The following is a 23,298-nucleotide window of genomic DNA, read 5'->3' on the forward strand; positions in this document are numbered from 1 at the left end:
ACCGGTCCCCCGCTACGCAGGCTCAAGCAGGCCCAGCTCGCGGGCCCGCGCGACCGCGGCAGTGCGATTGCCGACGTCAAGCTTGCGGTACAGGCTCTTGAGATACCACTTCACAGTCTCCTCCGAGAGGAAGAGCCTCTCGCCGATCTCGCGGTTCTTCACCCCTTCGGCGACCAGCGACAGGATCTGGGTTTCACGGGCGTGGAGCGGATCACATTTGGGGGTTGAGCTTGAACCAGCCGTCGCGGAGAGCACGGTATCCAGCGCCACTGCGGCCGCCACCCCGGCACGTCCCAGGGCGGCCACATGCTCGCGCAGCCGCGGCCCAATGTAGAAGAATGGGCGCCACAGAGACTCCTCGGCAGCGAACGCGAGGGCCTTCCGCAATACCTCATCGGCGGTGTCCCGCTGTCCGGTAGCCAGGAGATACTCGGTAGCGAGGGCCTCGGCTTCCACCCAATGATACCAGCGCCGGGCCGACATCGCGCTGCGCGAGACGCCTCCGGCCAGCGCCTGCACTTCGTCCCAGCAGCCCTCGGCGAGAGCGAGTCGCGCGGCCACCAGCTGCAGCTGTTCGACATGTTCGGACCACTGCTCCGTGCTGCCCGGATCCCGGACTAGTGCCCGGGCCCGGGTCAGATGTCGACTCGCCGGGGCAGGACGATCGTCGGCCAGCGCCATACGTGCCTCCAGCAAGGCCTTCTTAAAACGCACCCGATCCACATGGCGGCTCTCGCCGATCTCCTCTGCATCACGAAGATCATTGCGTAGTGTCCCGCTATGCCCCGCAGCCCAGTGCGCACGCGCCCTGAGCACCAGCGCCACCCCCAAGAACCCGTAGGCCTCCGTAGCGCGCAGGATCGATACCGCCTCATCCAGCTCCGCGATGGCCTCCTCCACCCGGTTGGCTTCATAGAGCGCTGCACCGAGCTGGGAACGGACAAAAGCCGCCCCCATGCCCTCGCTCCAGTGGCGTGCATCGGCAAGCTGCAGACTGCCCCGGGCGCTGTGCTCGGCGACCCGACGCTCACCCTGCAGCAAGGCAAGAGCAGAATGGTTATAGCGGGCGAGCATATTGATGAGCGAGCACTCATTGCGCTCGGCAAGGGCGATGGCCGCATCGATGTGGCGTTGCGCGGCCGGAAGGCGGCCCTCCGCGCGGCGGGCATAGCCGAATGCGATATGCGCAAACGCCTGCACAGAACTTTCGGCACCATCGAGTTGGTCTAGCAGTCCATCGTGAAGGGTCCTGCGATTGGGCTCATCGTTTTGAATGACCCCGAGGGTGCTTTGCAGCACGGAGATCTCCCCCTCCAAGGCGGGACCCTCTGCATCATCCGGGATGGCACTTTGTGCGCTCTCCGCCCAGACCCACGCCCGCTCAAACTCCCCGCCGTATGCGTGAGACCACCCATTTAGTATGCAGAGTTCGGCCGAATCGTTGAGCGCGGACATAGGCAGCTGGGCAATGCTCAGACGGAGCTCCTTGAACCGCCCGGCACGGAACAGCGCACGACCGTAGGGAACGAGCAGCGCGGCAGCACGCTCCACCGCATTTCCACGCAGGGCGAAATCGATCGCCTCACTCATCAAACCCTCGGCCTCGAACCAGCGGCTGGCGGCAAGATGGAGCGCAGGCAGACGCTGCGGTGAGTGTTCCTGGAGGCGCTGTATCAGGAACTCCCGGAACAAGTGATGATAACGGAACCACACCTGGTCATCGTCCAGGCGGAAAGTGAAAAGGTTAAGGCGCTCCAGTTCCCGCAGCACCGTTGCTGCATCGTCTCGCCCACACACTGCATCGCAGAGCCGGGTGTTGAACGCGTCGAGGATAGAGGTCTGCAGAAGAAACTCCTGCATCGAGGGTGACAGCCGACCGAGCACCGAATCCAGCCAGTAATCGGTCACGTGGACCTGTCGGGTAAACGCCTGCTCGAGGCCAGCGCCCGCGTCTCCCCCCAGATCAAGGGTCGCCAACTGGAGGCCGGTTGCCCAGCCCTCGGTCTGCTCATAGACATGCTGCAGCTGTTCGGCTGTCAGCGCGCAACCACGCAACTCGAAGAGCTCGGCAGCCTCGGCGCGGGAGAAACGCAAATCCTCCCACCCGAGCTCCGCAAGGCGGCCACTGGCCCGCATCATGCCCAGAGGGAGTTCCGGCTCCGCGCGTGAGCCAAGCACCAGGGAAACCTCCGGGGGTAAGTGATCGAGCAATATTGCCAGGGTCCGGTGGACGATTCGCCGATCGACACAATGATAATCATCGATGAACAGCGTCAAGCGGCCTTCGACGTCTTGGGCAAAGGCCAGCGCCAGCTTGATGGCGATATCCTGGTAGCGCCTGGCACTGGAGCCCTCCAGCAGAGAGGGCAACGTCGCCGCGAACCCCGGCTGACTCACACGCACCGCGGCGATAAGCTGAAGCATGAAACGGTGGAAATCGTTCGCCAGCGAGGTGGCCGAGAGCCATCCCACGGCTACCCCTGCCTGACGAAGCTCCCGGTATGCCTGGCCAAGCACCGTCGTTTTTCCGGAGCCGGCGGGGGCCACGAGCTTCCCCACGGCCCCGGGCGGCAAGGTCGTGATCGCGCGGAACACATGAGGCCGACCGATCACCTCCATCCCGCTTTGGGGCGGGCGGAGTATGGTCGGCGGCACATCCAGCCTGCCCGCCTCTGTAACGGCCCGGCGCTCACCCATCATTGTGTTTCGCAGTCTACGACAACGTCCCGGTAATGGTACCGCCTCTTGGACAGTGAGTACTCCCCCGGGTTCTTACGTACGCGGTATACGGTGGTATCTCTGGCGGTCGGCCTGCAGCCGGTCGGCGGGGAAAAGGGGCGCCGGCCTAGGGGCCGGCGCAAAAGGGGACGCGGAGGGAAGGAATGCGTGCTCGGCAAGCGCCTCAGCCGGCCTGCCTGCCACTGACCGGGCCGCGCTTTCCGAAGGCGCGGATCAGGCCATCGCCGGCGACCTCGGGGGCGGAATGCACCGCCCGGGCCTCGGCGTCACGCCCGCCGCGCAGATCCTGCGGGCCGACGTAGCCGCCGAGGACCACCCGGTCGGCCGGCCGTGCCGCGGCATCGGCGCTGAAGTGGCTCACACCGGCGGCACCGCTGGCACCGATGTTGAGGTCCTGTTCGAGGACCTTGCCCCCCAGCGGGCCCGCCTGGGCCTGGCCCAGACCAAGAAGGGCGACGGCGGCGGCAGAAGCAATAATGAAGCGTTTCATGGCGGTTCCTCCTTCGGTTTCCGTGATCTCAAGCTTCGAGCACAGTCTGGCCGATAGTCCGAAGGGGAACTATCCGTAGGATTACGAGGCGAATACGGGGTTCTACGGGGGTGCGGTAAGGGCAGGCAATACCGGCGGGCCCAGCCCGCCGGTGCGGGGCGGGCTCAGGTGCCGCAGAAGGTCTGGGCCACCTCCTCACCGGGCTCCGGCGGACGGGCGAAGGGCCCCTGGGCCGTATCCTCTTCGAATGGTCGCGTCACGGCGTCCAGTAATGCTTCGAACGGTGCCAAATCGCCCGTCTCCGCAGCGCTTATGGCCTGTTCCACCCGGTGATTGCGCGGGATGCAGCCCGGGTTGGCCGCCCGCAGCCGCTGGGCCGCCGCCTCCGGCTCCGCGCCTTCCCGCTCAAGGCGCTCGCGCCAGCGGGAGAGCCATTGATCCACGGCATTCCCCTCCCCCAGTTGTGCACGCAATTCCGCCGCATCGCCCTCCACCGACGCGGCGAGGGCGCGGAAGCTGAGGGTGAAGTCGGCACGGGCACCCTGCATCAGCTCCAGCAAATCCTCCACCAGGCGCTGATCGTGGGGATGCTCGGTAGCAAGGCCCAGCTTGCGGGCCATCTCCTCGCGCCAATCCGCCTCGAACCAGCGCGCATACTGGTTGATGACCTCGGTAGCGAGCTCCACGGCGCGATCCTGGTCTTCAGCGAGCAGCGGCAACAGGCACTCCGCCAACCGCGCCAGGTTCCACTGGGCCATCTCCGGCTGCCGAGCGTAGGCGTAACGGCCGCCCTGGTCGATGGAGCTGAACACGGTGGCGGGATCGTAGGCGTCCATGAAGGCACAGGGCCCGTAGTCGATGGTCTCGCCGGCCAGCGAGAGGTTGTCCGTGTTCATCACCCCGTGGATGAACCCCAGCCCCAGCCATCGGGCGACCAGGCGAGCCTGCCCGCGGGCGACGGCAGCCAGCAGCTCGCGGTAGGGGGCATCGGTCTCGCGCACGTCCGGGTAGAGGCGGTCGATGACATAATCCGCCAGCACCCGCACCGCCTCGGTGTCGCCACGGGCGGCGAAATACTGGAAGGTGCCCACGCGCACGTGGCCCCGGGCCACCCGGGCCAGCACGGCCCCGGGCAATTCGCGGTCCCGGAAGACGGGTTCGCCGGTGGTGACCGCCGCCAGCGCCCGGGTGGTAGGCACACCGAGGGCGTGCATCGCCTCGCTGACCAGATACTCGCGGAGCACTGGCCCCAGCGCGGCCCGACCATCGCCACCCCGGGAGAAGGGAGTGCGCCCGGAGCCCTTGAGGTGGATGTCGCGGCGCACGCCATCGGTGCCGATTACTTCCCCGAGCAGCAGGGCACGGCCGTCACCGAGCTGGGGCACGAAATTCCCGAACTGATGGCCGGCGTAGGCCATGGCCACGGGATCCATGCCGGGCAGTAGCCGATTGCCCGCGAACACCTCGGCCCATTCCGCCTCGCTTCGCGCCTCCGGGTCGAGGCCGAGCGTGGCGGCCAGCAGTCGGTTCAGGCGGATCAGCGACGGCGCGGCGACGCGTCGCGGGGGCTGCCGGACGTAGAAGCGTTCCGGCAGCCGTGCATAACTGTTGTCGAAAACGGGGCCGCCCGTATCGTCGTTCGGAGCCAGCACGATGGTTACCTGCACGGATTCGGAGTGGGTGTCGCCCCCACTGTCCTACACCCGCCGGCGCCGGGCAATGCCCTGCCGCCACCGAAGCACCGACCGCCGTCCCTGGCGCCCCGCCTCACTCCACAGACAACGGGGTTGTAGCCAGGACCAGCCGCCCCTGCCGCATTATGTAGCGGATCTCATAGTCGCCGGGCTCCTCCGGGAGATCGAGCGCCAGCGGTGAGCCCTCCTTGGTGTAGGTGTAACTGATGTGATCCCGCGGGCCACCGTCGACGGGAAACACCCCGATATAATCCCGCCGGTAGTCGGGCCCCTCCCACTGGACCGGGATGCTCTGGCCGGCTTCCGCGCTGGAGGGGACCATGAGCAAGGCCTCCACCGCGGTCACCGCCACCGCCTGGCTCGCCAGGATCTCCCGCCCCTGGCGCTGGATGTAGCGGATCTCGTAGTCACCGGGCTCCGGCGGCATCACCAGCTTCAGCGGCGAGCCCTCCTTGGTGTACGTGTAGTTCACGTGCTCGCCCGAATCCGAACCCGCCGGCGCCACGGCGATGTAATCCCGCCGGTAGTCCGGGCCCTGCCACTGCACGGGTACCGTCGCCCCCGCCTCGGCCGTCGACGGCGCCGTCAGCGACGCCTCCACCGCGATCACCGCCACCGCCTGGCTCGCCAGGATCTCCCGCCCCTGGCGCTGGATGTAGCGGATCTCATAGTCACCGGGCTCCGGCGGCATCACCAGCTTCAGCGGCGAGCCCTCCTTGGTGTACGTGTAGTTCACGTGCTCGCCCGAATCCGAACCCGCCGGCGCCACGGCGATATAGTCGCGCTGGTAGTCCGGGCCCTGCCACTGCACCGGTACCGTCGCCCCCGCCTCGGCCGTCGACGGCGCCGTCAGCGACGCCTCCACCGCGGTCACCGCCACCGCCTGGCTCGCCAGGATCTCCCGGCCCTGGCGCTGGATGTAGCGGATCTCGTAGTCACCGGGCTCCGGCGGCATCACCAGCTTCAGCGGCGAGCCCTCCTTGGTGTACGTGTAGTTCACGTGCTCGCCCGAATCCGAACCCGCCGGCGCCACGGCGATGTAATCCCGCCGGTAGTCCGGGCCCTGCCACTGCACGGGTACCGTCGCCCCCGCCTCGGCCGTCGACGGCGCCGTCAGCGACGCCTCCACCGCGGTCACCGCCACCGCCTGGCTCGCCAGGATCTCCCGCCCCTGGCGCTGGATGTAGCGGATCTCATAGTCACCGGGCTCCGGCGGCATCACCAGCTTCAGCGGCGAGCCCTCCTTGGTGTACGTGTAGTTCACGTGCTCGCCCGAATCCGAACCCGCCGGCGCCACGGCGATGTAATCCCGCTCCTCATCGGGGCCGGCCCACTGCACGACCACGGTATCGCCGGCGGCGGCGCTCTCCGGCGCCGAGACCGAGGCCTCCGGTCGATCCACCTCGAGGGGCAACTCAAAGCGCTGGCGGGGCTCGGCGGTGACCACCACCTCCCGGCTCGCCGTCGCCTCGTCAGAGCTACGGAGGACCTCCACCCGGTACTCCCCCGGTTCCACCGCCATGGTGAGGGTGGCCACATCGAAGCCCTCCAGGATCACGTCCTCCGTGTCCAACCGGGTCAGGGTCCAGACGAGATCCCGGGTGATCACCGGCCCGTCGTCCCCCTCCGTGGCCTCGAAGACGGCATCCACCGTCTCCGGCGCCGCGGGGGCGCTGACCTCCTCCAAGGCCCTCGAGAGCTCCCCGGCCGTGGCGGCGGTGAGGAAACGGCCACCGGTGTTCTCTGCCAGGCACTGAAGCTGGGCGCGGGCCTCTGGCTCGGCCACGTCGAAGCCGACCACGTGGGCGGTGAAGTCCACCCCCAGGGACTCGAGGTCCCGGCCCACCTCACAGGGATCCAGGTCACAGGTCTCGCGACCGTCGGAGACCAGGATCACCGTGGCCTTCTCCTCCTCGTACTTCAGGGATTCCGCCGCGGCGCGGACCGCCGCGGATAACGGCGTCTTGCCCTTGGGGTTGATCCCAGCGATGGCGGAACGGATGGCCCCCCGCGTATCGGGCCCCGGCTCGACCATGGTCTCGATGTCCGCGCAATTGCCCTTCTCGCGATGCCCATAGACGGTGAGCCCGAGCTCCTGGCCTTCGGGCAGATCGTCGAGTAGGCCGTTGATGACCTCCCGGGCGATAGTGATCTTCGCCTCCCCCTCGATCTGGCCCCACATGGAACCCGACGCGTCCAGTACCAGGACGGTCTTTCCCGTCCCCGCCGACTGCCCGCTCACCGGCGCTGCCGTCATCACCAGCGCAAGCAGCAACACAAGGAACCCAACAAACCGGCCCATGATCGATCTCCCCCATTCGAGAACCAATGACGCCCGCGCCGCGGCACCGGCGGATACCCGGCAGTATAGAGGGAGACAGCGCAATGGAGGGGAATTTGCCAATCGCGTCACTGGCGGGGCGAGAAAAAAGCGGCGCCGGCCCTAAGGCCGGCGCAAGTGGGGACGCGGAGTGACGGGGAAAACGATGGGGCGACCGAGCTCAACCGGCGTAGTCGCTGCCGGGGTTGCCCTTGCCGAAGGCGCGGATCAGGCCATCGCCGGCGACCTCGGGGGCGGAATGCACCGCCCGGGCCTCGGCGTCACGCCCGCCGCGCAGGTCCGGCGGGCCGACGTAGCCGCCGAGGACCACCCGGTCGGCGGGCCGTGCCGCGGCATCGGCGCTGAAGTGGCTCACGCCCGCGGCGCCGCTGGCACCGATGTTGAGGTCCTGTTCGAGGATCTTGCCCCCCAGCGGGCCCGCCTGGGCCTGGCCCAGACCGAGAATCGCGACGGCGGCGGCAGGAGCAATAACGAAGCGTTTCATGGCGGTTCCTCCTTCGGTTTCCGTGATCTCAAGCTTCGAGCACAGTCTGGCCGATAGTCCGAAGGGGAACTATCCGTAAGAATACGCGGCGAATCCGTAGTTACACGCACCCTCCTCGCCCCGTTGCACACAATCCGGGTTACGGAGTGTATACAGCGGCGCTATCCTCTCCGGTCGGGAGCACGCGCCAGGACATAGGAGGAGACATGCCGGAGAACAGTGCGGGGAATGGTGGCCTCGCCTATCCGCGGGACATGGTGGGCTATGGCCGCCGCCCCCCCGATCCCGGCTGGCCGGGTGGGGCACGAGTGGCGCTGCAATTCGTGCTGAACTACGAGGAAGGCGGCGAGAGCAACGTCCTCCACGGCGACTCCCATGCCGAGACCTTCCTCTCGGAGATCCATGGCGCCGCGCCGTACCCCGAACGCCACATGAGCATGGAGTCCATCTACGAGTATGGCTCGCGGGTGGGGGTCTGGCGGGTGCTCGACGAGTTCCGGCGGCGCGCCCTGCCACTTACTGTATTCGGGGTGACAATGGCCTTGGAGCGCAACCCGGAGGCTGTCGCCGCGTTCCGCGAGGATGGCCACGAGATCGCCTGCCATGGCCTGCGCTGGATCCACTACCAGGGCATTCCCGAACGCCGGGAGCGGGAACACATGGCCGAGGCGATCAGGCGGCACACCGCCCTCACCGGGGAGCGACCACTGGGCTGGTACACCGGCCGTGACAGCCCCAACACCCGGCGGCTGGTGGCCGAGGAGGGCGGCTTCCTCTACGACTCGGATTACTACGGCGACGACCTCCCCTTCTGGCAGGACGTGACCGTCGGCGGCGGCCGGCAAGTTCCCCAGCTCATCGTCCCCTATACCCTGGACAACAACGACATGCGCTTCGCCTCCCCCACGGGGTTCGGCGACGGCGAAGCGTTCTTCCGCTATCTCCGCGACGCCTTCGACGTGCTCTACGCCGAGGGCGCGGAGGCGCCGAAGATGATGAGTGTGGGCCTGCACTGCCGGCTGGTGGGCCGACCGGGGCGGTTTCGGGCCCTGCAGCGCTTCCTGGACCACGTGGCATCCCATGACCGGGTATGGGTGGCGCGTCGCATCGACATCGCCCGACACTGGCACGAGCGGCATCCGTTCAGCCGGCAATGAGCATTTCAACGCGCGGAGACCGAGGATGAGCTCAGAACACAGAATCGAGGCGGCGCCAACGGAGCTGCCGGCCTTCGCCCAGGGCCGTATCAACCTCGCGGACGCCTCCAGCGGGGCCGCGGCGGTGTACGCCACCGACGAGTTCTTCGCGCCGCTGGAGCGCATGCTCGACCCGTCACTGCCGGTGTTCTATCCGGACCGCTTCGATGATCACGGCAAGTGGATGGACGGCTGGGAGACGCGGCGCCGGCGCCGCGGTGGCCATGACCACGCCGTGATCCGGCTGGCCATACCCGGCGTCATCCACGGCGTGGATATCGACACCAGCTTCTTCACCGGCAACTTCCCACCGGCGGCGTCCGTGGAGGCCTGCCATTGCCCGGGAGGCGACCCTGATGACGACGCCCGGTGGGTCGAAATCCTCCCCGCGATATCCCTTAAAGGGGATACCCACCACTTCCATGCCATCAGCGACGAGCGGACCTGGACCCACCTGCGCGTGCATATCCTGCCCGACGGCGGGATCGCCCGGCTACGGGTCTACGGCGAGGCCCGCCCCGACTGGGACAGCGCGGACCCGGCCGCCGAGCACGACCTCGCCGCCCTGGTCAACGGGGGCCGGGTGGTGGCCTGGAACGACGCCCATTACGGCACGCCGCGGATCCTCCACCCCGGCCGCAGTGTCAACATGGGCGATGGCTGGGAGACCCGGCGCCGGCGGGAGCCGGGCAGCGATTGGTGTATCGTCGCCCTCGGCCATCCGGGCGTCATCGAACGGGTGGTCGTGGATACCGCCCACTTCAAGGGCAACTTCCCGGACCGTTGCAGCATCCAGGCCGCCTTCGTGGAACGGGCCACCGACGCCTCGCTGGTCACCGAGAGCCAGTTCTGGCCGACGCTCCTGCCGGAGCAGCCCCTCACCGCCGACGCGGTCCACGAATTCCGCGAGGCCATCGAGCGCAGCCCGGGACCGGTGAGCCACGTGCGCTTCAATATCATCCCCGACGGCGGCGTCAGCCGGCTACGGCTGTACGGTCGCCTGCACCGGGTCGGGAGAGGGGCATGAAGACACGGACCGTGGAACCGCTGACCGGGGAGGCCTTCGGCCCCTTCGGCGATGTCATCGCGGCCGATGACGCAGCCGAGTCCTTCCTGATCAACGCCGGCACGACTCGGCGCTTCCATGACCTCGCGGCCATCCAGCTGTACGGCGAAGGGGTACGGGCGCTGATCAGCATCTTCCGGGGCGAGGCATTCCGGCTACCGCTGACCGTCCGCATGCTCGAACGCCATCCCTTGGGCAGCCAGGCGTTTATGCCCCTGTCCGGCCGGCCCTACCTGGTGGTGGTGGCCCCGCCGGGCGAGGTGATCGACACCTCCGAGGTACGCGCCTTCCGGGCCGGCGGGGATCAAGGCGTCAACTACCACGCCGGCGTTTGGCACCACCCCCTGCTCGCGCTGGAGGCGGCATCCGATTTCCTGGTGGTGGACCGGGGCGGCCCCGGCGACAATTGCGACGAGCGCGACCTCCCCGAGCCCCTCACCCTCCTGGCTCCGTAGGGGCGGCTCCCGCCGCGAGGAGAGCGCGACCGCCATAGCCAGGGCCATCGCGGTCGCGGTATCGTTATCGGTTTCATCACCATGGATCCAACCGCCGCATGGCTTTTCGCGTCGCCATCAATGGCTACGGCCGCATCGGCCGCTGTGTGTTGCGGGCGCTCCATGAGCGCTCCACCGGGGATAAGGGCAGCGAGGTGGAGCTCGTTGCCATCAATGAGCTGGCGGACCTGGACACCGTCGCCTATCTGACCCGCTACGACACGACCCACGGGCGCTTTCCCGGCGAGGTACACACGGCGGACGACCGGCTGATGGTCGACGGCCGCCCCCTGCGCGTGCTGAACGAAGCGGACCCGGCCCGCCTGCCCTGGGCCGAGCTGGACGTGGACCTGGTGCTGGAGTGCACCGGCAGCTTCGGCGACCGGGACACGGCGGAGATACACCTGGCATCCGGGGCCCGGCGGCTGCTGTTCTCCCACCCCGCAGCACCGGACGTGGACGCCACCATCATCCGCGGGATCAACGACGGGGCGCTCACCGGCACGCAACGTATCCTCTCGGCGGCCTCCTGCACCACGAATTGCGTGGTCCCGCTGCTCACGGTGCTCGACGAGGCCCTGGGGGTCTCCCACGGCACCACCACCACCATCCATGCGGCGATGAACGATCAGCCGGTCACCGACGCCTTCCATCACACCGATCTCCGGCTGACCCGTTCGGCCATGCAGTCCATGGTGCCCGTGGACACCGGACTCGGGCGCGGTATAGGCCGGCTGATGCCCCACCTGGCGGGCCGCTTCGAGAGCCTGCACGTGCGCGTGCCCACCGTGAACGTATCGGCGATGGACATGGCGATCGCGGTAAACCGGGAGACATCCAGCGAGGCGGTGAACGCCCTGCTCCGCGAGGCGGTCGCCGCACGCCTGGCCGGCGTCATCGGCTGCTGCGACGAGCCGGTGGCATCAGTGGACTTCAACCACGACCGGCGCTCGGGGATCGTCGATACCACCCAGACCCGGGTGGCCGCCGGGCAGCTGGTCAAGCTCCTCGCCTGGTTCGACAACGAATGGGGCTTCGCCAACCGCATGGTGGATATTGCCGAGCGACTCGCGGAGCTCGAAGGATCCGGGACCGCCTGAACGGGCTCAGACCACGCTGCCCTCGGTGGGCTGCGCCGGCAGCGGCGCGCTGAAGAACGGCGCCGGCACCCCTTCACGGTGACAGGCCCGGGCCACGGCGGGCCTCGCCTCCAGGGCCTCGAGCAGGCACCGGAGGTGGGGCCGTGCGGCCGGCGGCGGATCCACCGGGCGCGCGTCAGGCGGGAAGAGCTGGCTCCAGCGCGCGCACAGCCCCAGGTAGAGATCACAGACCGAAAGCCCCGAATCCAGCAGCCACGGCCCGTCGTGCCCGGCGATCTCGCGATCAAGCAGATCGAAGTGCCCGGAAATACGGCCCGCCAGCGCCCGGTGCATCGCGGGCACGCCGTCGGGGTCATCCGTATAGCGCGACGTGTAGAAGCGCACCCGCAGGTCCGCGTGCAGCGTGTTGGCGATGAAGGCGAGCCACTTGTAGCACTCGCTGCGCCCCGCCGTGCCCAGATCCGGCACCAGCGCCCCTTCCCGGTCGCCCAGGTGGAGCAGGATCGCTGCGGTCTCGAAGAGCACCAGTTCGCCGTCCTCGAGCACCGGAAGCAGTCCCTGGGGATTGAGCTCGCGGAACGCCGTCGAGCGCTGCTCGCCGGCGGCGCGGTCCACCAGGACGTCCTCGTAGGCCACTCCTAGCTCCTCTAGCGCCAGGCGCACCACCAGGTTGGCACTGTCCGGGGAATAATACAGACGCAAGGGCGCTGATCCCGACATCGCCGTCCTCCTCTACAGGGTTGCACCGTTCGCGCATTGCGCAACGCCCGGGCGAACGGTCACAGCCCTTTCGCCACGCACGCCACAGAATGGCAGATCCGCAGGGGGCGTGTGAGCCCCGTCACGCCACCGTGTCGCGAAAGCCGAATACGGTGTCGTCGCGGCTACGCTCGCCGCAGGAAAAGATAAGCCGAATCAAACCGGGGGCATTATGCAGATCCTCAACACCATGCGTGCGGCCGCGGGGGCGGCGGCGGCCGCGCTCTCGCTCACCGTGCTCTCCGCCACCGCTGCGCCGCCGGACGACACGCCGGCGGCCAGGAACACCGACGAGCTTCCGATCCTGGTGCAGGGCCGGGCCGGCGTGGCGGAAGGACGACTACAGGCCGTCTTTCAGCGGCTCGGCGCCCGGGAGGACGGCGGGATCCCGGCCATCGACGTGCGCCGGCTGCAGGTCCCGGCCCAGGCCCGGGAGCAGGTGATCGCGGCGCTGGCCCGCAACCCGGTGATCAGCTTCGCCGAGCCGGACGAGACCGTCGAGCCCGCGGAGGTCATCGCCAACGACCCCTACTTCACGGATGCCTGGCACCTGCCCCAGATCGGCGCCACAGAGGCCTGGGAGACGAGCCTGGGTGAGGGAGTCACCGTGGCGGTGGGCGACACCGGCGTCGACGCCGACCACGCGGACCTCAGCGGTAAGCTCGTCGGCGGCTGGAACACCGTCTCGGACAACACGGACATCGAGGACATCCACGGCCACGGCACGAACGTCATCGGCGTCGTTGGCGCGGCCTCCGACAACGCCCTGGGCGTGACTTCCCTGGCCTGGAACACCGCCATCCTGCCCATTCGCATCAGCGAACGCAGTGACGGCGTCGCGTACTGGAGCGACATCGCCGAGGCGATCACTTACGCCGCGGATCAGGGTGCCGACGTCATTAACCTCAGCTACCGCATTGCCGGCAGCTCCACGGTGGAGTCGGCGTCGCAGTACATGCGCAGCAGCGGCGGACTGGTGGTCTCGGCGGCGGGCAACGAGGGCACCGACCCCGGCTTCGCGGATTCCCCCTACTACCTGTCCATCGCCGCCACCGACAGCAATGACGAGACCACCAGCTGGTCCAATTACGGGGAGTTCGTGGACCTCGCCGCGCCGGGCGTCAACATCTGGACCACACGACGCGGCGACCGCTACAGCGCCCCGTCGGGAACGTCCTTCTCCAGCCCCGTGACCGCCGCTACCCTGGCACTGATGCGCACAGCGAACCCCGGCCTCGGGCCGGCGGAGCTGGAGGACGTGCTCAAGGACACCGCCGTGGATCTGGGCGAGGCCGGCCGGGATGATCGCTACGGCGACGGCCGCGTCGACGCCGCCGCCGCGGTGACCGCCGCCGCGGGTACCTGGGAGAGCGACACCGAGGCACCGACGGTGGCGATTGTAAACCCGGCTGACAACGAGGAGGTCTCGGGCTACGTCACCGTGGACGTGGATGGCACCGACAACGATGTGGTGGACCAGGTGGTGCTCTATGCCGATGGCGACGAGGTGGCCACGGACACCACCACCCCCTGGGGCTTCGAGTGGGACAGCACCACCGTGGCCGATGGCGACGTGACCCTGCTGGCCGAGGCCATGGACGCCGCCGGCAACCAGGCCACCGACCAGGTGAGCGTCACGGTGGCCAACACCACGGAGGACGACGGCGGCGGTGATGACGATGGCACGACCGAGACCGACGACACCGCCCCCTCCGTGGCCATCACCCGTCCCGGCGACGGCGAGACGGTGAGCGGCAACATCGAGGTGACGGCCAGCGCCGCGGACGACAGCGGCATCGCTCGCCTCGCCCTGCTCATCGACGGGAGCGAGCTCTGCGCCGAGGGCACCACGACGCTGAGCTGCCGCTGGAACACCCGCAAGGTGAGCGCCGGGACCCATACCATCACCGCCCAAGCGGAGGATCCCCACGGCAACCTCGCCGAGGTGCATATCCAGGTGGACGTGGCCGGCAAGCAGAAGGGCGGTGGACGCGCCAAGGGGCGTTAACAGTACCCTGCTGTAAAAACCACGGACAGCGCCCGGCCTTAGGCCGGGCGCTGTCGTTCAGAAGGTAATCCTGCTCGCTAGCGGAATCGCGGGGGACGCGCGCCAGGCGTAACCCTACCGGGCGGCGACATCGGCGGGGCGCCTCCGGCCGAACGTCCCCATCGCCAGCAGGCCCAGCCCGATCAGCGCCAGCGGGGCCGGCACCGGCACCTGCGCGGGCGGCGGAGGCGGATCATCGTTGGTATCCATGATCGGTATGAAGTGGAACTTGTTGAAAGGCTCGTCCGCTGGATACTGAAAGCCATTGTCTAGACCGATGTTCTCCGCCGTGGCCCAAATCCCATTCGGCCCTTGGCCCTCTTTTCCATCCTTGGCATAAAACGAGCCCCAAATCGGGAGAATAGTCGACTCCCAGCTCACAGTGATGGGCCCGGTAGCGTCATCTCCATCCGTATTCCATTTGATGCCAAACAGCTCCCCGTCACCTTCAGATCCGAGATATGGATTGGAGCCACTATCATTAGTACCCTCATACATCTTAGGAACGTTGCTATCTACCTCAGCGGTCGAGCCGCTGTCATCTTCATACAGGAATTCCTGTAGCGTCTGCTCGTTCACAACAAACTCTGGGCTCACACCGAAGATCCAGTGACTGAGTCCCTTACCAAGTGCTCCGTCATCGGCCGCCGAGAATGTGTAACTGTACGTGTACAGCTCCTCGTTATCGTCAAAAAAGATGTTCCAGGATATCTTGAAGCCATCATTGCCTTCGCCGCTCCACCCGTCGGTGGCGACCAAGGTGCTAGTCAATCCATCTCGATTGTCGTCGGTACTCCGAAAGTCGACCCAGTCGCTTTCGGGAACCGGGATCAGTGCCGCCTGGGCCGACATCGCCCCAGCCAACAACAGTCCCGCAGTCGAGATCGCCGCCAACCACCCCGCTCGTCCTTTGCGTCGCGTACCCATCGCACTGTCCTCTCTGTCTGTTCCCGGACCGAGCAGCAGCCCATCCACCCAGTGCTGCGACAATCGGCCCTCTGTTTGATGCGGTCTTGCCTTCATGAAATACATAAGCAGTTTTCGCGCCAAAAATTAATTTTTATTTATATTTCAACGACTTATGCATCACACCTTAGGCGACTAGGGATTCCAATCTGGGAAACTGTAAAAACTGGATAACGCAGGGACGACTGGAACCGTCGCGGGGACTGGAGCGCTCTGCGGGGACCTTGTCAGGAATCTTGACAGGGCTCCGCAACGTTGATCGGCGGCGAGTTGCCGACGCGTTCGATCAAGCCACGGGAGGGAATCTCCTATGGCGCCATCCGCCGGTTCCCAGGCAACACTAGCGGCCCTAGCTGCTCCACCCCGGAGCGGGCGATGAGCGCGTCCAGGAACAGCCGCTCGGCGCGGCCCAGGGTGGCGCGGGGGTTGGTGACCACGTAGATGTCCACGGCCGGCGGTTCCTCGTAGGGTGGCAGGCGCCAGAGGAGCTCGTCGCGGACCTCGCGCTCCACCACGTGGATGGGCAGCGGGCCGATGCCGAGACCGGCGACGATCATCCGGCGCACCTCCTCCAGGTTGGACGAGGTGCCCACCGTCGGCCCCTGCTCGGGTAGCTGGGCGCGCAGCATGGCCACCGGCCGCAGGGCGTCGGTGAGCTGATCAGTGCGGAAGGAGACGAAGTTCTCGCCGCCGAGATCCTCCAGGGAGAGCCCCCGGCGGCGGAACAGGCGATGGCGCGGCCCGCAGAAGAAGCCGAAGTGCTCCCGGTAGAGCAACCGGTAATCCAGCCGTGGGTGCTTCTCGTGGACCAGGCAGATGCCGAGGGTGGCCTGCTTGGCCAGTACCGAGGCGATCACGTGGCTCGACGTGCCGATGTCGATATCCAGGCTCACCTTGGGGTGGCGGGCGTGGAACTCAGCGAGGGTTTCATCCAGCGGCGAGAAGGCCACATGGCTCGCCATGTGGATGGTGAGGTGGCCGGTGAGCTCGGCACCGTCGTCGTCGAGCAGCTGGCGCAGCCGCCCGATGGAGCCGCAGATCTCCTGGCACTCGCGATAGAGCACGCTGCCGTGCTCGGTGAGCTCGAAGCGGCCCGGCCCGCGATCGACCAGGCGTTTGCCGAGCTGTTCCTCGAGCCGGCGCAGGGCGTTGCTCACCGTCGGCTGGCGGTAGAGCAGCCGCTCCGCGGCCCGGGTAATGGAGCCCTCCTGGACGATCACCATGAAGGTGTGCAACAGGTTCCAGTCGAAACTGCGCCGCGGCTGCTCCTGGCCCTCGGTCTCCGCCATGCGCCCTCCCCTGCTGGCCAGATCGCAGTATAGCAGCACGCTATGCGCTGCATTTCCATTATCTATTTGCGGAATGCGCTCACAGCGTCTTCACTCAAGGGGTAGTCACCCGGGACGCGCACCCCCGTGGATTTCATAACGACAAGCGCGCCCCAGACGGAGGAGAATCCATGACGGCAACGGCTGCAGAGGTCGGGGAGCGGCGGCCGTGGGTGCTGCTGGCACCCGCCCTGACGGCGGTCACCTTTCTGCTGGTGATCCCGGTGTGCTTCATCGTGGTGTATTCATTCTGGCTGCGCACGGCCACCGGCGCGGAGCAGGTGGGCTTCTACCTGGACAACTGGCGGGAGGTGCTCTCCGACCCCTTCTACCGGGACATCCTCTGGCAGACCCTGCGCATCGCCGGCACCTCCACCATCGTCTGCGCGCTGATGGGCTATATCCCCGCCTACTTCATCGCCTACACGCGCTTCCAGCACAAGGCGTACCTGCTGCTGTTGCTGATGCTGCCGTTCTGGATCAGCTACATCATCCGAACCATGTCGTGGATCAATATCCTCGGCGTCTCCGGCGCTGTGAACGCCATCCTGCAGTGGGTCGGCATCATCTCCGAACCCATCCAGATGCTCTACAACGAGCCCACGGTGGTGCTAGGGCTGGTGCACTTCCTGTTGCCGTTCATGATCCTCAACATCTACGTCAGCCTGGACGGCATCGACCGCAGCCTCACCGACGCCGCGAAGTCCCTCGGCTGCACCGGCTGGCAGGCCTTTCGCGAGGTGACGCTGCCGCTGTCGCTGCCCGGGCTCGCCGCCGGCAGCCTGCTGTGCTTCGTCCTCGGCGCGGGCACCTACATCACGCCCATGATCCTCGGCGGCCCGGGCAACGCCATGTTCGCCAACCTGGTCTTCGACGCCATCATCACCCAGCTCAACTGGCCGCTGGGCTCGGCGCTGTCGCTGGTGCTGCTGGTGCTGCTAGGTGGCCTGGTGATGATCTACACCCGCTACCTGGGCATCGACCAGATCGCCCGGAGCTTCCGGTAGGAGGGCGCCATGGGTTTCGGCTGGTCGATGATCCGTCTCGGCACCATCCTGGTCTACGGCTTCATGTTCGCGCCGGTGGCGGTGGTGATGCTGCTCTCGTTCAACGCGAGCCAGTTCGGCAGCTTCCCCATGGAGGGTCTGTCTTTCCGGTGGTTCGTGGCCCTGTGGGAAAACGACGCCATCATCCGCGCCTTCCGGACCTCGCTGATCCTCGGCGTGCTCACCAGCATCATCTCCACCACCCTGGGGGTGCTGGCGGCGCTGGCCATGGTCCGCCACGACTTCCCGGGCAAGCGGCTGGTTTCCACGGCGCTGGTCGCGCCCATCCTGGTGCCGGAGGTGGTGCTGGCGGTGGCACTGCTGCTGTTCCTGCAGTTCCTGGAGGTGCCCAAGAGCTTCCCCATGCTCCTCGCCGGCCACGTGATCTTCACCCTGCCCTTCGTGGTGCTGGTAGTGCAGGCGCGGTTGGTGGGCATCCGCAAGGAATACGAGGACGCCGCCATGAGCCTGGGGGCGAGCCCCATTCAGACCTTTTTCCAGATCACACTGCCGCTGATGCTGCCGGCGGTACTCGCGGGGATGCTGTTCAGCTTCACCATCTCCTTCGACGATATCACCGGCACCCTGTTCTGGAAGCCCGGGGGCGTGGAGACCGTGCCTACGCAGATCTTCTCGATGCTGCGCAACTCCATCAGCCCCGAGATCAACGCCCTGGGCACCGTCATGGTCCTGATCACTGTGGCCTTGCCACTGACCGGCGCGGCCCTGGCCCGGCGGCTGGCCTCGCGTATGCGGGGAAACTGAGCAACAAGCGACAAGACGCCCGGCACTACGGGACCCACAAAGGAGACGAGCGATGGACGACACAACCCGCTATCAGCGCCTGCTGGCGCGCTATCGTAACGGCGACATCGATCGCCGCGAATTCCTGAAGCTGCTCGGTTTGGCGGGCATGGCCGCCGGCGTGGTCGGCGGCCCCCTGGGTCTGCTCACCCCCCGCCAGGCCAAGGCCGCGGTGGAGCAGGTCCGCTTCGACGGCTGGGGCGGCGTGGTCTCGGAGGCCTTCCGGGAATACGCCTTCAAACCGTACACCGAGGCCACCGGCATCGAGGTAGTGGACGGCACCTTCGGCGGCGCCGACGAATACCTGGCCCGGGTGCGCTCGAGCCAGCCCGGCGAGTTCAACATCGCCCACCTCTCCGGGGTGTTCGACTACGCCCGCTACCACAATCTGGACCTTTCCACGACGCTGAACGAGGGCAACATCCCCAACCTGGAGCTGGTGATCGACACCCTCCAGGAACCCTTCCGCCGCATCACCGATGGCCGGCTCTCGGCGGTGCCCTACGACTACGGCACCACCGGTATCGCCTACAACCGCAAGCACATCAGCGACGAGGAGGCCCAGGAGAAAGGCGCGCGGCTGCTCATCGACGAGCAGTACAAGGGCAAGATCGGCGGCTGGAGCGAGTGGAAGACCCGGATCTGGTACGCCGCCCTGCAGACCGGCCAGGACCCGAACAACATCGAGGACATCGACGCGGTCTGGGAGACCCTGCGCGAGCACCGCGACCTGCTGCTCAAGTACTGGGGCTCCGGGGCCGAGCTCATGAGCCTGCTCGCCGAGGAGGAGATCTACGTCACCGAGGGCTGGTCCGGGCGCATCCGCGCGCTGCAGGACCAAGGCCATGACATCGGCTACCTGGACCCGCCCGGCGGCCTCGCCTGGCAGGAGTGCCTGTTCGTGATCAAGGGCAGCCCGATGGCGGAGTGCGAGGAGCTGCTCAACTTCATGCTGGAACCGGAAGTGGCCATCGCGGTGGCCGAGGGCCAGAACTACCCGCCGGCGCTCGATCCCACCAAGGTGGATCTGGGCGAGAAGGTGCCGACCCTGCCGGCCTTCGACCCGACGGGCACGCTCTCCGAGCTCAACTTCTTCGACCCCGCCTACTGGAACAGCAATGAGGGCGAGTGGTCGAAGGAGTTCGGCCGCATCCAGCGGGGCTACTAAGCGGATGGGGGAGCAGCGCATGAGTGACAGGACGAACGCGGTGGAGCTCCGGGGTGTGGCCAAGCACTTCGGGGACTTCACCGCCCTGCGCCGCAGCAATCTCGACGTGCCCGACGGGAGCTTTGTCACCTTCCTCGGGCCCTCCGGCTGCGGCAAGACCACCACGTTGCGAATGATCGCCGGGCTGCTCGACCCGAGCGAGGGCGACATCCTGGTCAAGGGCCGACGCATCAACGACGTGCCCATCCACCGTCGCAACCTGGGGTTGGTATTCCAGAACTATGCGTTGTTCCCCCACAAGAACATCTTCGACAACGTCGCCTTTGGTCTGAAGTACCGGAAGGTCAGCCGCGACGAGGCGAAGAAACGCGTACGCGACGCCCTGGCGCTAGTACGTCTGCCGGACGTGGAGGACCGCCTTCCCATCCAGCTCTCCGGCGGCCAGCAGCAGCGCATCGCCCTGGCCCGGGCCATTGTCATCCAGCCGGACGTGCTGCTCCTCGACGAGCCGCTCTCCGCCCTGGACGCCAACCTCCGCGAGGAAATGCGCGTGGAATTAAAGCGCATCCAGCGCGAGCTCGGCATCGCCACCATCTTCGTCACCCACGACCAGTCCGAGGCGCTCGCCATGTCGGACAAGGTAGTGGTCATGAACCACGGCCTCATCGAGCAGGAAGGCAGCCCGGAACAGGTCTACAACGAGCCCGCCACGGCGTTCGTGGCCGGCTTCCTCGGCCATTCCAACATCCTCTCCGGCCGGGTGGTCGGCGACGAGGATGGGCTGGTTCGGGTCCGGCTGGAGGACGCCGACATGGAGATCCTCGCCCACACCCGCGACGGCCGGCCGCGCCCCGAGGGCGAGCCGGTGCGCCTGGTGCTACGCGCCGAGCGCCTACGCCTGGCCGAGCACCATGACGGCGAACCCGGGCACACCGTGCTCGACGGCCGCGTCGATACCGTGGACTATCAGGGCCAGCTCGCCCGCTATTTCCTGACCTCCGGCGGGATCACCCTGCAGGCCATCAACCCCCTCGACCGCCGCCCCTATCCCGAGGGGACCAACGTGCAGATCCGCATACGCGCCCAGGACTGCGTCGTCCTCGACGGCCACAGCGACGAACCCGCCTAGAACGAGGAACCTGCAGTAATGAGCGCCGAGACCGCACAACGACCGCCGACCCATCTGTTCTACCAGTCCCGCCAGCGCCGGCCGCTACTCGACCGCGCCGAGGGCATCTACATGTGGGACGTGGAGGGACGGCGCTACATCGACGGCTGCTCCGGGGCCATGGTCAGTAACATCGGCCATTCCAATCCCCGGGTTCTGGCGGCCATGAACGAGCAAATGCAGCGGGCCACCTTCGGCTACCGCCTGCATTTCGAGAACGCCCCGGCGGAGACCCTGGCCACCCGCGTCGCCGCCGCCATGCCCGAGGGCATGGACCGGGTGTTCTTCGTCTCCGGTGGCTCGGAGTCCGTGGAGAGCTGCATCAAGCTCGCCCGGCAGTACGCCCTGGCCACCGGCCGCGGGCAGCGCTACAAGGTGATCTCCCGCTATCCGAGCTACCACGGCGCCACCCTGGGGGCTCTGGCACTGACCGGTTACACCCCCATGACCGCCCCCTTCGCGCCGATGATGCAGGAGTCGCCCAAGATCCCGGCGCCCACCTGCCACCTCGACCACGACGGGCTCACCATGGACGAGCGTGGCCGCCGCTACGCCGATATGCTCGAGGACGAAATCCTGCGCCAGGGCCCGGAGACGGTGCTCGCCTTCATCATGGAACCCGTAGGCGGCGCCGCCACGGGCGCCCTGGTGGCACCGGACAGCTACTACCCCCGGGTGCGCGAGATCTGCGACCGCTACGGCGTGCTGCTCATCCACGACGAGGTGATGTCGGGCGCCGGCCGCACCGGGCGGTTCCTGGCCTCGGAGCACTGGGACGTCATCCCCGATCTCATCGCCCTGTCCAAGGGCTTCGCCGCGGGCTATGCCCCCCTGGGGGCGATGGTGGCCCCCGGTTGGATGGTGGAACCGGTGCTCGATGCCGGGGGTTTCATCCACGGCTATACCTACGCCGGTAACCCACTGGCCTGCGCCGCCGGCCTCGCCGTGCTCGACGAGATCGAGAACCAGGGGCTGGTGGCCAACGCCGCGGAAATGGGCGAGCTGCTAAAGGAACGTCTCACCGGGCTGAAGGAGCGCTTCCCCTTCATCGGTGATGTTCGCGGCAAGGGGTTGCTGCTGGCCATGGAGCTGGTGGCGGATCGGCAGACCATGGCGCCATTCCCCCCCGAGGGGATGGCCTCGCCACAGCTGGTGGAGCTCGCCTACGAACGCGGGCTGATCCTCTACTGGCGCCGCAGCCGCGGCGGTTACCGCGGCGACCACGTAATGGTCTGCCCGCCACTGACCGTCACCGCCGGGCAGATCGACGAGATCATGGAACCACTCACCGACGCCCTTTCCGAACTGGCGCGGAGGCTCAACCCATGACCCCCTATCCATGTAGGGCGCATGGAGCGAAGCGCAATGCGCCGCGGCCCCCTGCGGATTCCGGCCTTCGGCCTTCATCCGTCCTACTCCGCCATTCCAGGGCCGCAGGCCCAACCCCCCGTTCGACGGTTGGAGGCAAACCGTGACACGCAAGGTCATCATCACCTGCGCGGTGACCGGGTCGGTGCACACGCCGACCATGAGCGAATACCTGCCCATCACCCCGGAGCAAATCGCTGAACAGGCCATCGGCGCCGCCGAGGCGGGCGCCGCCGTGCTCCATCTCCACGCCCGCAACCCCGAGGATGGCCGGCCCACTCCGGACCCCGAGGTGTTCATGCGCTTCCTGCCCCGTATCCGCGAGGCCACGGACGCGGTGGTGAACATCTCCACCGGCGGTGGCATGCCCATGACCGTGGATCAGCGCATGGAGGCCGCGGTGCGCGCCGAACCGGAGATGGCCTCGCTGAACATGGGCACCATGAACTTCGGCCTCTACCCGGCGCTGTCGCGCTACTCCGAGGCGGACTGGAAATACGACTGGGAACCGGCGTTCCTGGAATCCAGCCGGGATTTCGTATTCAAGAACACCTTTTCCGACATCGAGACCCTGCTCCACCGACTGGGCGAGGGCTGCGGGACGCGCTTCGAGTTCGAGTGCTACGACGTTGGCCATCTCTACACCCTCGCCCACTTCCTCGAGCGCGGGCTGGTGAAACCGCCGCTTTTCGTGCAGTTCGTCCTGGGCATCCTGGGTGGCATCGGGCCGGACCCCGAGCAGCTCGCCCACATGAAGCGCACCGCCGACAAGCTCTTCGGCGATGCCTACCGATTCTCTGTGCTCGGTGCCGGCCGCCACCAGGTCCCCCTGGCGAGCATGGGCGCGGCCATGGGGGGTAACGTCCGCGTCGGGCTGGAGGACAACCTATTCCTCGACAAGGGGGTACTGGCCGGCAGCAACGCCGAGCAGGTGCAGCGCATCCGCCAGGTCCTCGACGGTCTCGGCCTGGAGGTAGCCACCCCTGCCGAGGCCCGCGAAATGCTGGCACTCAAGGGCGCGGATCGGGTGGCCTTCTAGC

General features: G+C 67.3%; 19 protein-coding genes. 11 read left to right on the forward strand and 8 right to left on the reverse strand.

The annotated features are described in order from the left end of the window. Window positions 1–12 precede the first annotated feature (12 nt). The 5 genes from ACQ754_RS04940 to ACQ754_RS04960 all read right to left on the reverse strand — a co-directional run bounded on the left by ACQ754_RS04940 (window position 13) and on the right by ACQ754_RS04960 (window position 7,748). The gene (locus ACQ754_RS04940; RefSeq protein ID WP_440995888.1) at window positions 13–2,700 is read right to left on the reverse strand and encodes a LuxR C-terminal-related transcriptional regulator; all 2,688 of its coding nucleotides are present in this window, start codon (window positions 2,698–2,700) and stop codon (window positions 13–15) included. Between the two features lie 202 nt (window positions 2,701–2,902). After that, window positions 2,903–3,229, reverse strand: a complete 327-nt coding sequence (locus ACQ754_RS04945) for a hypothetical protein (protein ID WP_440995889.1) — start codon at window positions 3,227–3,229, stop codon at window positions 2,903–2,905. Between the two features lie 164 nt (window positions 3,230–3,393). Further along, window positions 3,394–4,881 carry a protein adenylyltransferase SelO gene (locus ACQ754_RS04950; protein WP_440995890.1) on the reverse strand — a complete coding sequence of 496 codons (1,488 nt, stop codon included), beginning with the start codon at window positions 4,879–4,881 and terminating at the stop codon, window positions 3,394–3,396. Between the two features lie 115 nt (window positions 4,882–4,996). Beyond that, window positions 4,997–7,225 carry a vWA domain-containing protein gene (locus ACQ754_RS04955; RefSeq protein ID WP_440995891.1) on the reverse strand — a complete coding sequence of 743 codons (2,229 nt, stop codon included), beginning with the start codon at window positions 7,223–7,225 and terminating at the stop codon, window positions 4,997–4,999. 199 nt (window positions 7,226–7,424) lie between these two features. After that, on the reverse strand, window positions 7,425–7,748 hold the full coding sequence (locus tag ACQ754_RS04960) for a hypothetical protein (protein ID WP_440995892.1): 324 nt from the start codon (window positions 7,746–7,748) through the stop codon (window positions 7,425–7,427). Between the two features lie 206 nt (window positions 7,749–7,954). On the opposite strand from ACQ754_RS04960, the gene puuE reads away from it, so the two are divergent. From puuE to ACQ754_RS04980, 4 genes are all read left to right on the forward strand, one after another. Continuing rightward, complete coding sequence (gene puuE, locus ACQ754_RS04965) at window positions 7,955–8,905, forward strand: allantoinase PuuE (RefSeq protein ID WP_440995893.1); 951 nt, start codon at window positions 7,955–7,957, stop codon at window positions 8,903–8,905. A 25-nt stretch (window positions 8,906–8,930) separates the two neighbouring features. Beyond that, entirely contained in the window at window positions 8,931–9,971 is a 1,041-nt protein-coding gene (alc, locus tag ACQ754_RS04970; RefSeq protein ID WP_440995894.1) for an allantoicase, read from the forward strand. Continuing rightward, window positions 9,968–10,465 (forward strand): ureidoglycolate lyase, encoded by a 498-nt coding sequence (locus ACQ754_RS04975; RefSeq protein ID WP_440995895.1) that lies wholly within the window; start codon window positions 9,968–9,970, stop codon window positions 10,463–10,465. Before alc ends, ACQ754_RS04975 begins: the two co-directional genes overlap by 4 nt. A 98-nt stretch (window positions 10,466–10,563) precedes the next feature. Continuing rightward, the gene (locus ACQ754_RS04980) at window positions 10,564–11,604 is read left to right on the forward strand and encodes a type I glyceraldehyde-3-phosphate dehydrogenase (protein WP_440995896.1); all 1,041 of its coding nucleotides are present in this window, start codon (window positions 10,564–10,566) and stop codon (window positions 11,602–11,604) included. A gap of 6 nt (window positions 11,605–11,610) precedes the next feature. Here ACQ754_RS04980 and ACQ754_RS04985 read toward each other — a convergent pair whose 3' ends face one another. Continuing rightward, window positions 11,611–12,324, reverse strand: a complete 714-nt coding sequence (locus tag ACQ754_RS04985) for a glutathione S-transferase family protein (protein WP_440995897.1) — start codon at window positions 12,322–12,324, stop codon at window positions 11,611–11,613. A 211-nt stretch (window positions 12,325–12,535) separates the two neighbouring features. On the opposite strand from ACQ754_RS04985, the gene ACQ754_RS04990 reads away from it, so the two are divergent. Further along, on the forward strand, window positions 12,536–14,371 hold the full coding sequence (locus ACQ754_RS04990) for a S8 family serine peptidase (protein ID WP_440995898.1): 1,836 nt from the start codon (window positions 12,536–12,538) through the stop codon (window positions 14,369–14,371). Window positions 14,372–14,485: 114 nt separating this feature from the next. On the opposite strand, the gene ACQ754_RS04995 is transcribed toward ACQ754_RS04990, so the two are convergent. Both ACQ754_RS04995 and ACQ754_RS05000 read right to left on the reverse strand, forming a co-directional pair. Continuing rightward, entirely contained in the window at window positions 14,486–15,442 is a 957-nt protein-coding gene (locus ACQ754_RS04995; RefSeq protein WP_440995899.1) for a hypothetical protein, read from the reverse strand. 242 nt (window positions 15,443–15,684) lie between these two features. After that, window positions 15,685–16,665 (reverse strand): LysR family transcriptional regulator, encoded by a 981-nt coding sequence (locus tag ACQ754_RS05000; protein ID WP_440995900.1) that lies wholly within the window; start codon window positions 16,663–16,665, stop codon window positions 15,685–15,687. A 170-nt stretch (window positions 16,666–16,835) separates the two neighbouring features. Between ACQ754_RS05000 and ACQ754_RS05005 the strand changes: the two genes are divergently transcribed. From ACQ754_RS05005 to ACQ754_RS05030, 6 genes are all read left to right on the forward strand, one after another. Continuing rightward, entirely contained in the window at window positions 16,836–17,711 is an 876-nt protein-coding gene (locus tag ACQ754_RS05005; protein ID WP_440995901.1) for an ABC transporter permease, read from the forward strand. 9 nt (window positions 17,712–17,720) lie between these two features. After that, window positions 17,721–18,515: an ABC transporter permease gene (locus ACQ754_RS05010; protein ID WP_440995902.1), complete on the forward strand. Its 795-nt coding sequence runs from the start codon at window positions 17,721–17,723 to the stop codon at window positions 18,513–18,515. Between the two features lie 52 nt (window positions 18,516–18,567). Further along, window positions 18,568–19,722: an extracellular solute-binding protein gene (locus tag ACQ754_RS05015; RefSeq protein ID WP_440995903.1), complete on the forward strand. Its 1,155-nt coding sequence runs from the start codon at window positions 18,568–18,570 to the stop codon at window positions 19,720–19,722. A 19-nt stretch (window positions 19,723–19,741) separates the two neighbouring features. Then, complete coding sequence (locus tag ACQ754_RS05020; protein WP_440995904.1) at window positions 19,742–20,851, forward strand: ABC transporter ATP-binding protein; 1,110 nt, start codon at window positions 19,742–19,744, stop codon at window positions 20,849–20,851. Window positions 20,852–20,869: 18 nt separating this feature from the next. Continuing rightward, entirely contained in the window at window positions 20,870–22,219 is a 1,350-nt protein-coding gene (locus ACQ754_RS05025; RefSeq protein WP_440995905.1) for an aminotransferase family protein, read from the forward strand. Window positions 22,220–22,361: 142 nt separating this feature from the next. Beyond that, a complete protein-coding gene (locus ACQ754_RS05030; RefSeq protein ID WP_440995906.1) occupies window positions 22,362–23,297 on the forward strand; it encodes a 3-keto-5-aminohexanoate cleavage protein in 936 nt (311 codons plus the stop codon). Window position 23,298 lies beyond the last annotated feature (1 nt).

Source organism: Arhodomonas sp. SL1, assembly GCF_052060015.1.
GTDB lineage: Bacteria > Pseudomonadota > Gammaproteobacteria > Nitrococcales > Nitrococcaceae > Arhodomonas.

Excerpts from the sequence above, each read along its gene's own strand:
- ACQ754_RS04940 (WP_440995888.1), bottom strand. The coding sequence starts at position 2,700 with ATGATGGGTGAGCGCCGGGCCGTTACAGAGGCGGGCAGGCTGGATGTG.
- ACQ754_RS04945 (WP_440995889.1), bottom strand. The coding sequence starts at position 3,229 with ATGAAACGCTTCATTATTGCTTCTGCCGCCGCCGTCGCCCTTCTTGGT.
- ACQ754_RS04955 (WP_440995891.1), bottom strand. The coding sequence starts at position 7,225 with ATGGGCCGGTTTGTTGGGTTCCTTGTGTTGCTGCTTGCGCTGGTGATG.
- ACQ754_RS04960 (WP_440995892.1), bottom strand. The coding sequence starts at position 7,748 with ATGAAACGCTTCGTTATTGCTCCTGCCGCCGCCGTCGCGATTCTCGGT.
- puuE (WP_440995893.1), top strand. The coding sequence starts at position 7,955 with ATGCCGGAGAACAGTGCGGGGAATGGTGGCCTCGCCTATCCGCGGGAC.
- alc (WP_440995894.1), top strand. The coding sequence starts at position 8,931 with ATGAGCTCAGAACACAGAATCGAGGCGGCGCCAACGGAGCTGCCGGCC.
- ACQ754_RS04975 (WP_440995895.1), top strand. The coding sequence starts at position 9,968 with ATGAAGACACGGACCGTGGAACCGCTGACCGGGGAGGCCTTCGGCCCC.
- ACQ754_RS04980 (WP_440995896.1), top strand. The coding sequence starts at position 10,564 with ATGGCTTTTCGCGTCGCCATCAATGGCTACGGCCGCATCGGCCGCTGT.
- ACQ754_RS04985 (WP_440995897.1), bottom strand. The coding sequence starts at position 12,324 with ATGTCGGGATCAGCGCCCTTGCGTCTGTATTATTCCCCGGACAGTGCC.
- ACQ754_RS04990 (WP_440995898.1), top strand. The coding sequence starts at position 12,536 with ATGCAGATCCTCAACACCATGCGTGCGGCCGCGGGGGCGGCGGCGGCC.
- ACQ754_RS04995 (WP_440995899.1), bottom strand. The coding sequence starts at position 15,442 with ATGTATTTCATGAAGGCAAGACCGCATCAAACAGAGGGCCGATTGTCG.
- ACQ754_RS05000 (WP_440995900.1), bottom strand. The coding sequence starts at position 16,665 with ATGGCGGAGACCGAGGGCCAGGAGCAGCCGCGGCGCAGTTTCGACTGG.
- ACQ754_RS05005 (WP_440995901.1), top strand. The coding sequence starts at position 16,836 with ATGACGGCAACGGCTGCAGAGGTCGGGGAGCGGCGGCCGTGGGTGCTG.
- ACQ754_RS05010 (WP_440995902.1), top strand. The coding sequence starts at position 17,721 with ATGGGTTTCGGCTGGTCGATGATCCGTCTCGGCACCATCCTGGTCTAC.
- ACQ754_RS05015 (WP_440995903.1), top strand. The coding sequence starts at position 18,568 with ATGGACGACACAACCCGCTATCAGCGCCTGCTGGCGCGCTATCGTAAC.
- ACQ754_RS05020 (WP_440995904.1), top strand. The coding sequence starts at position 19,742 with ATGAGTGACAGGACGAACGCGGTGGAGCTCCGGGGTGTGGCCAAGCAC.
- ACQ754_RS05025 (WP_440995905.1), top strand. The coding sequence starts at position 20,870 with ATGAGCGCCGAGACCGCACAACGACCGCCGACCCATCTGTTCTACCAG.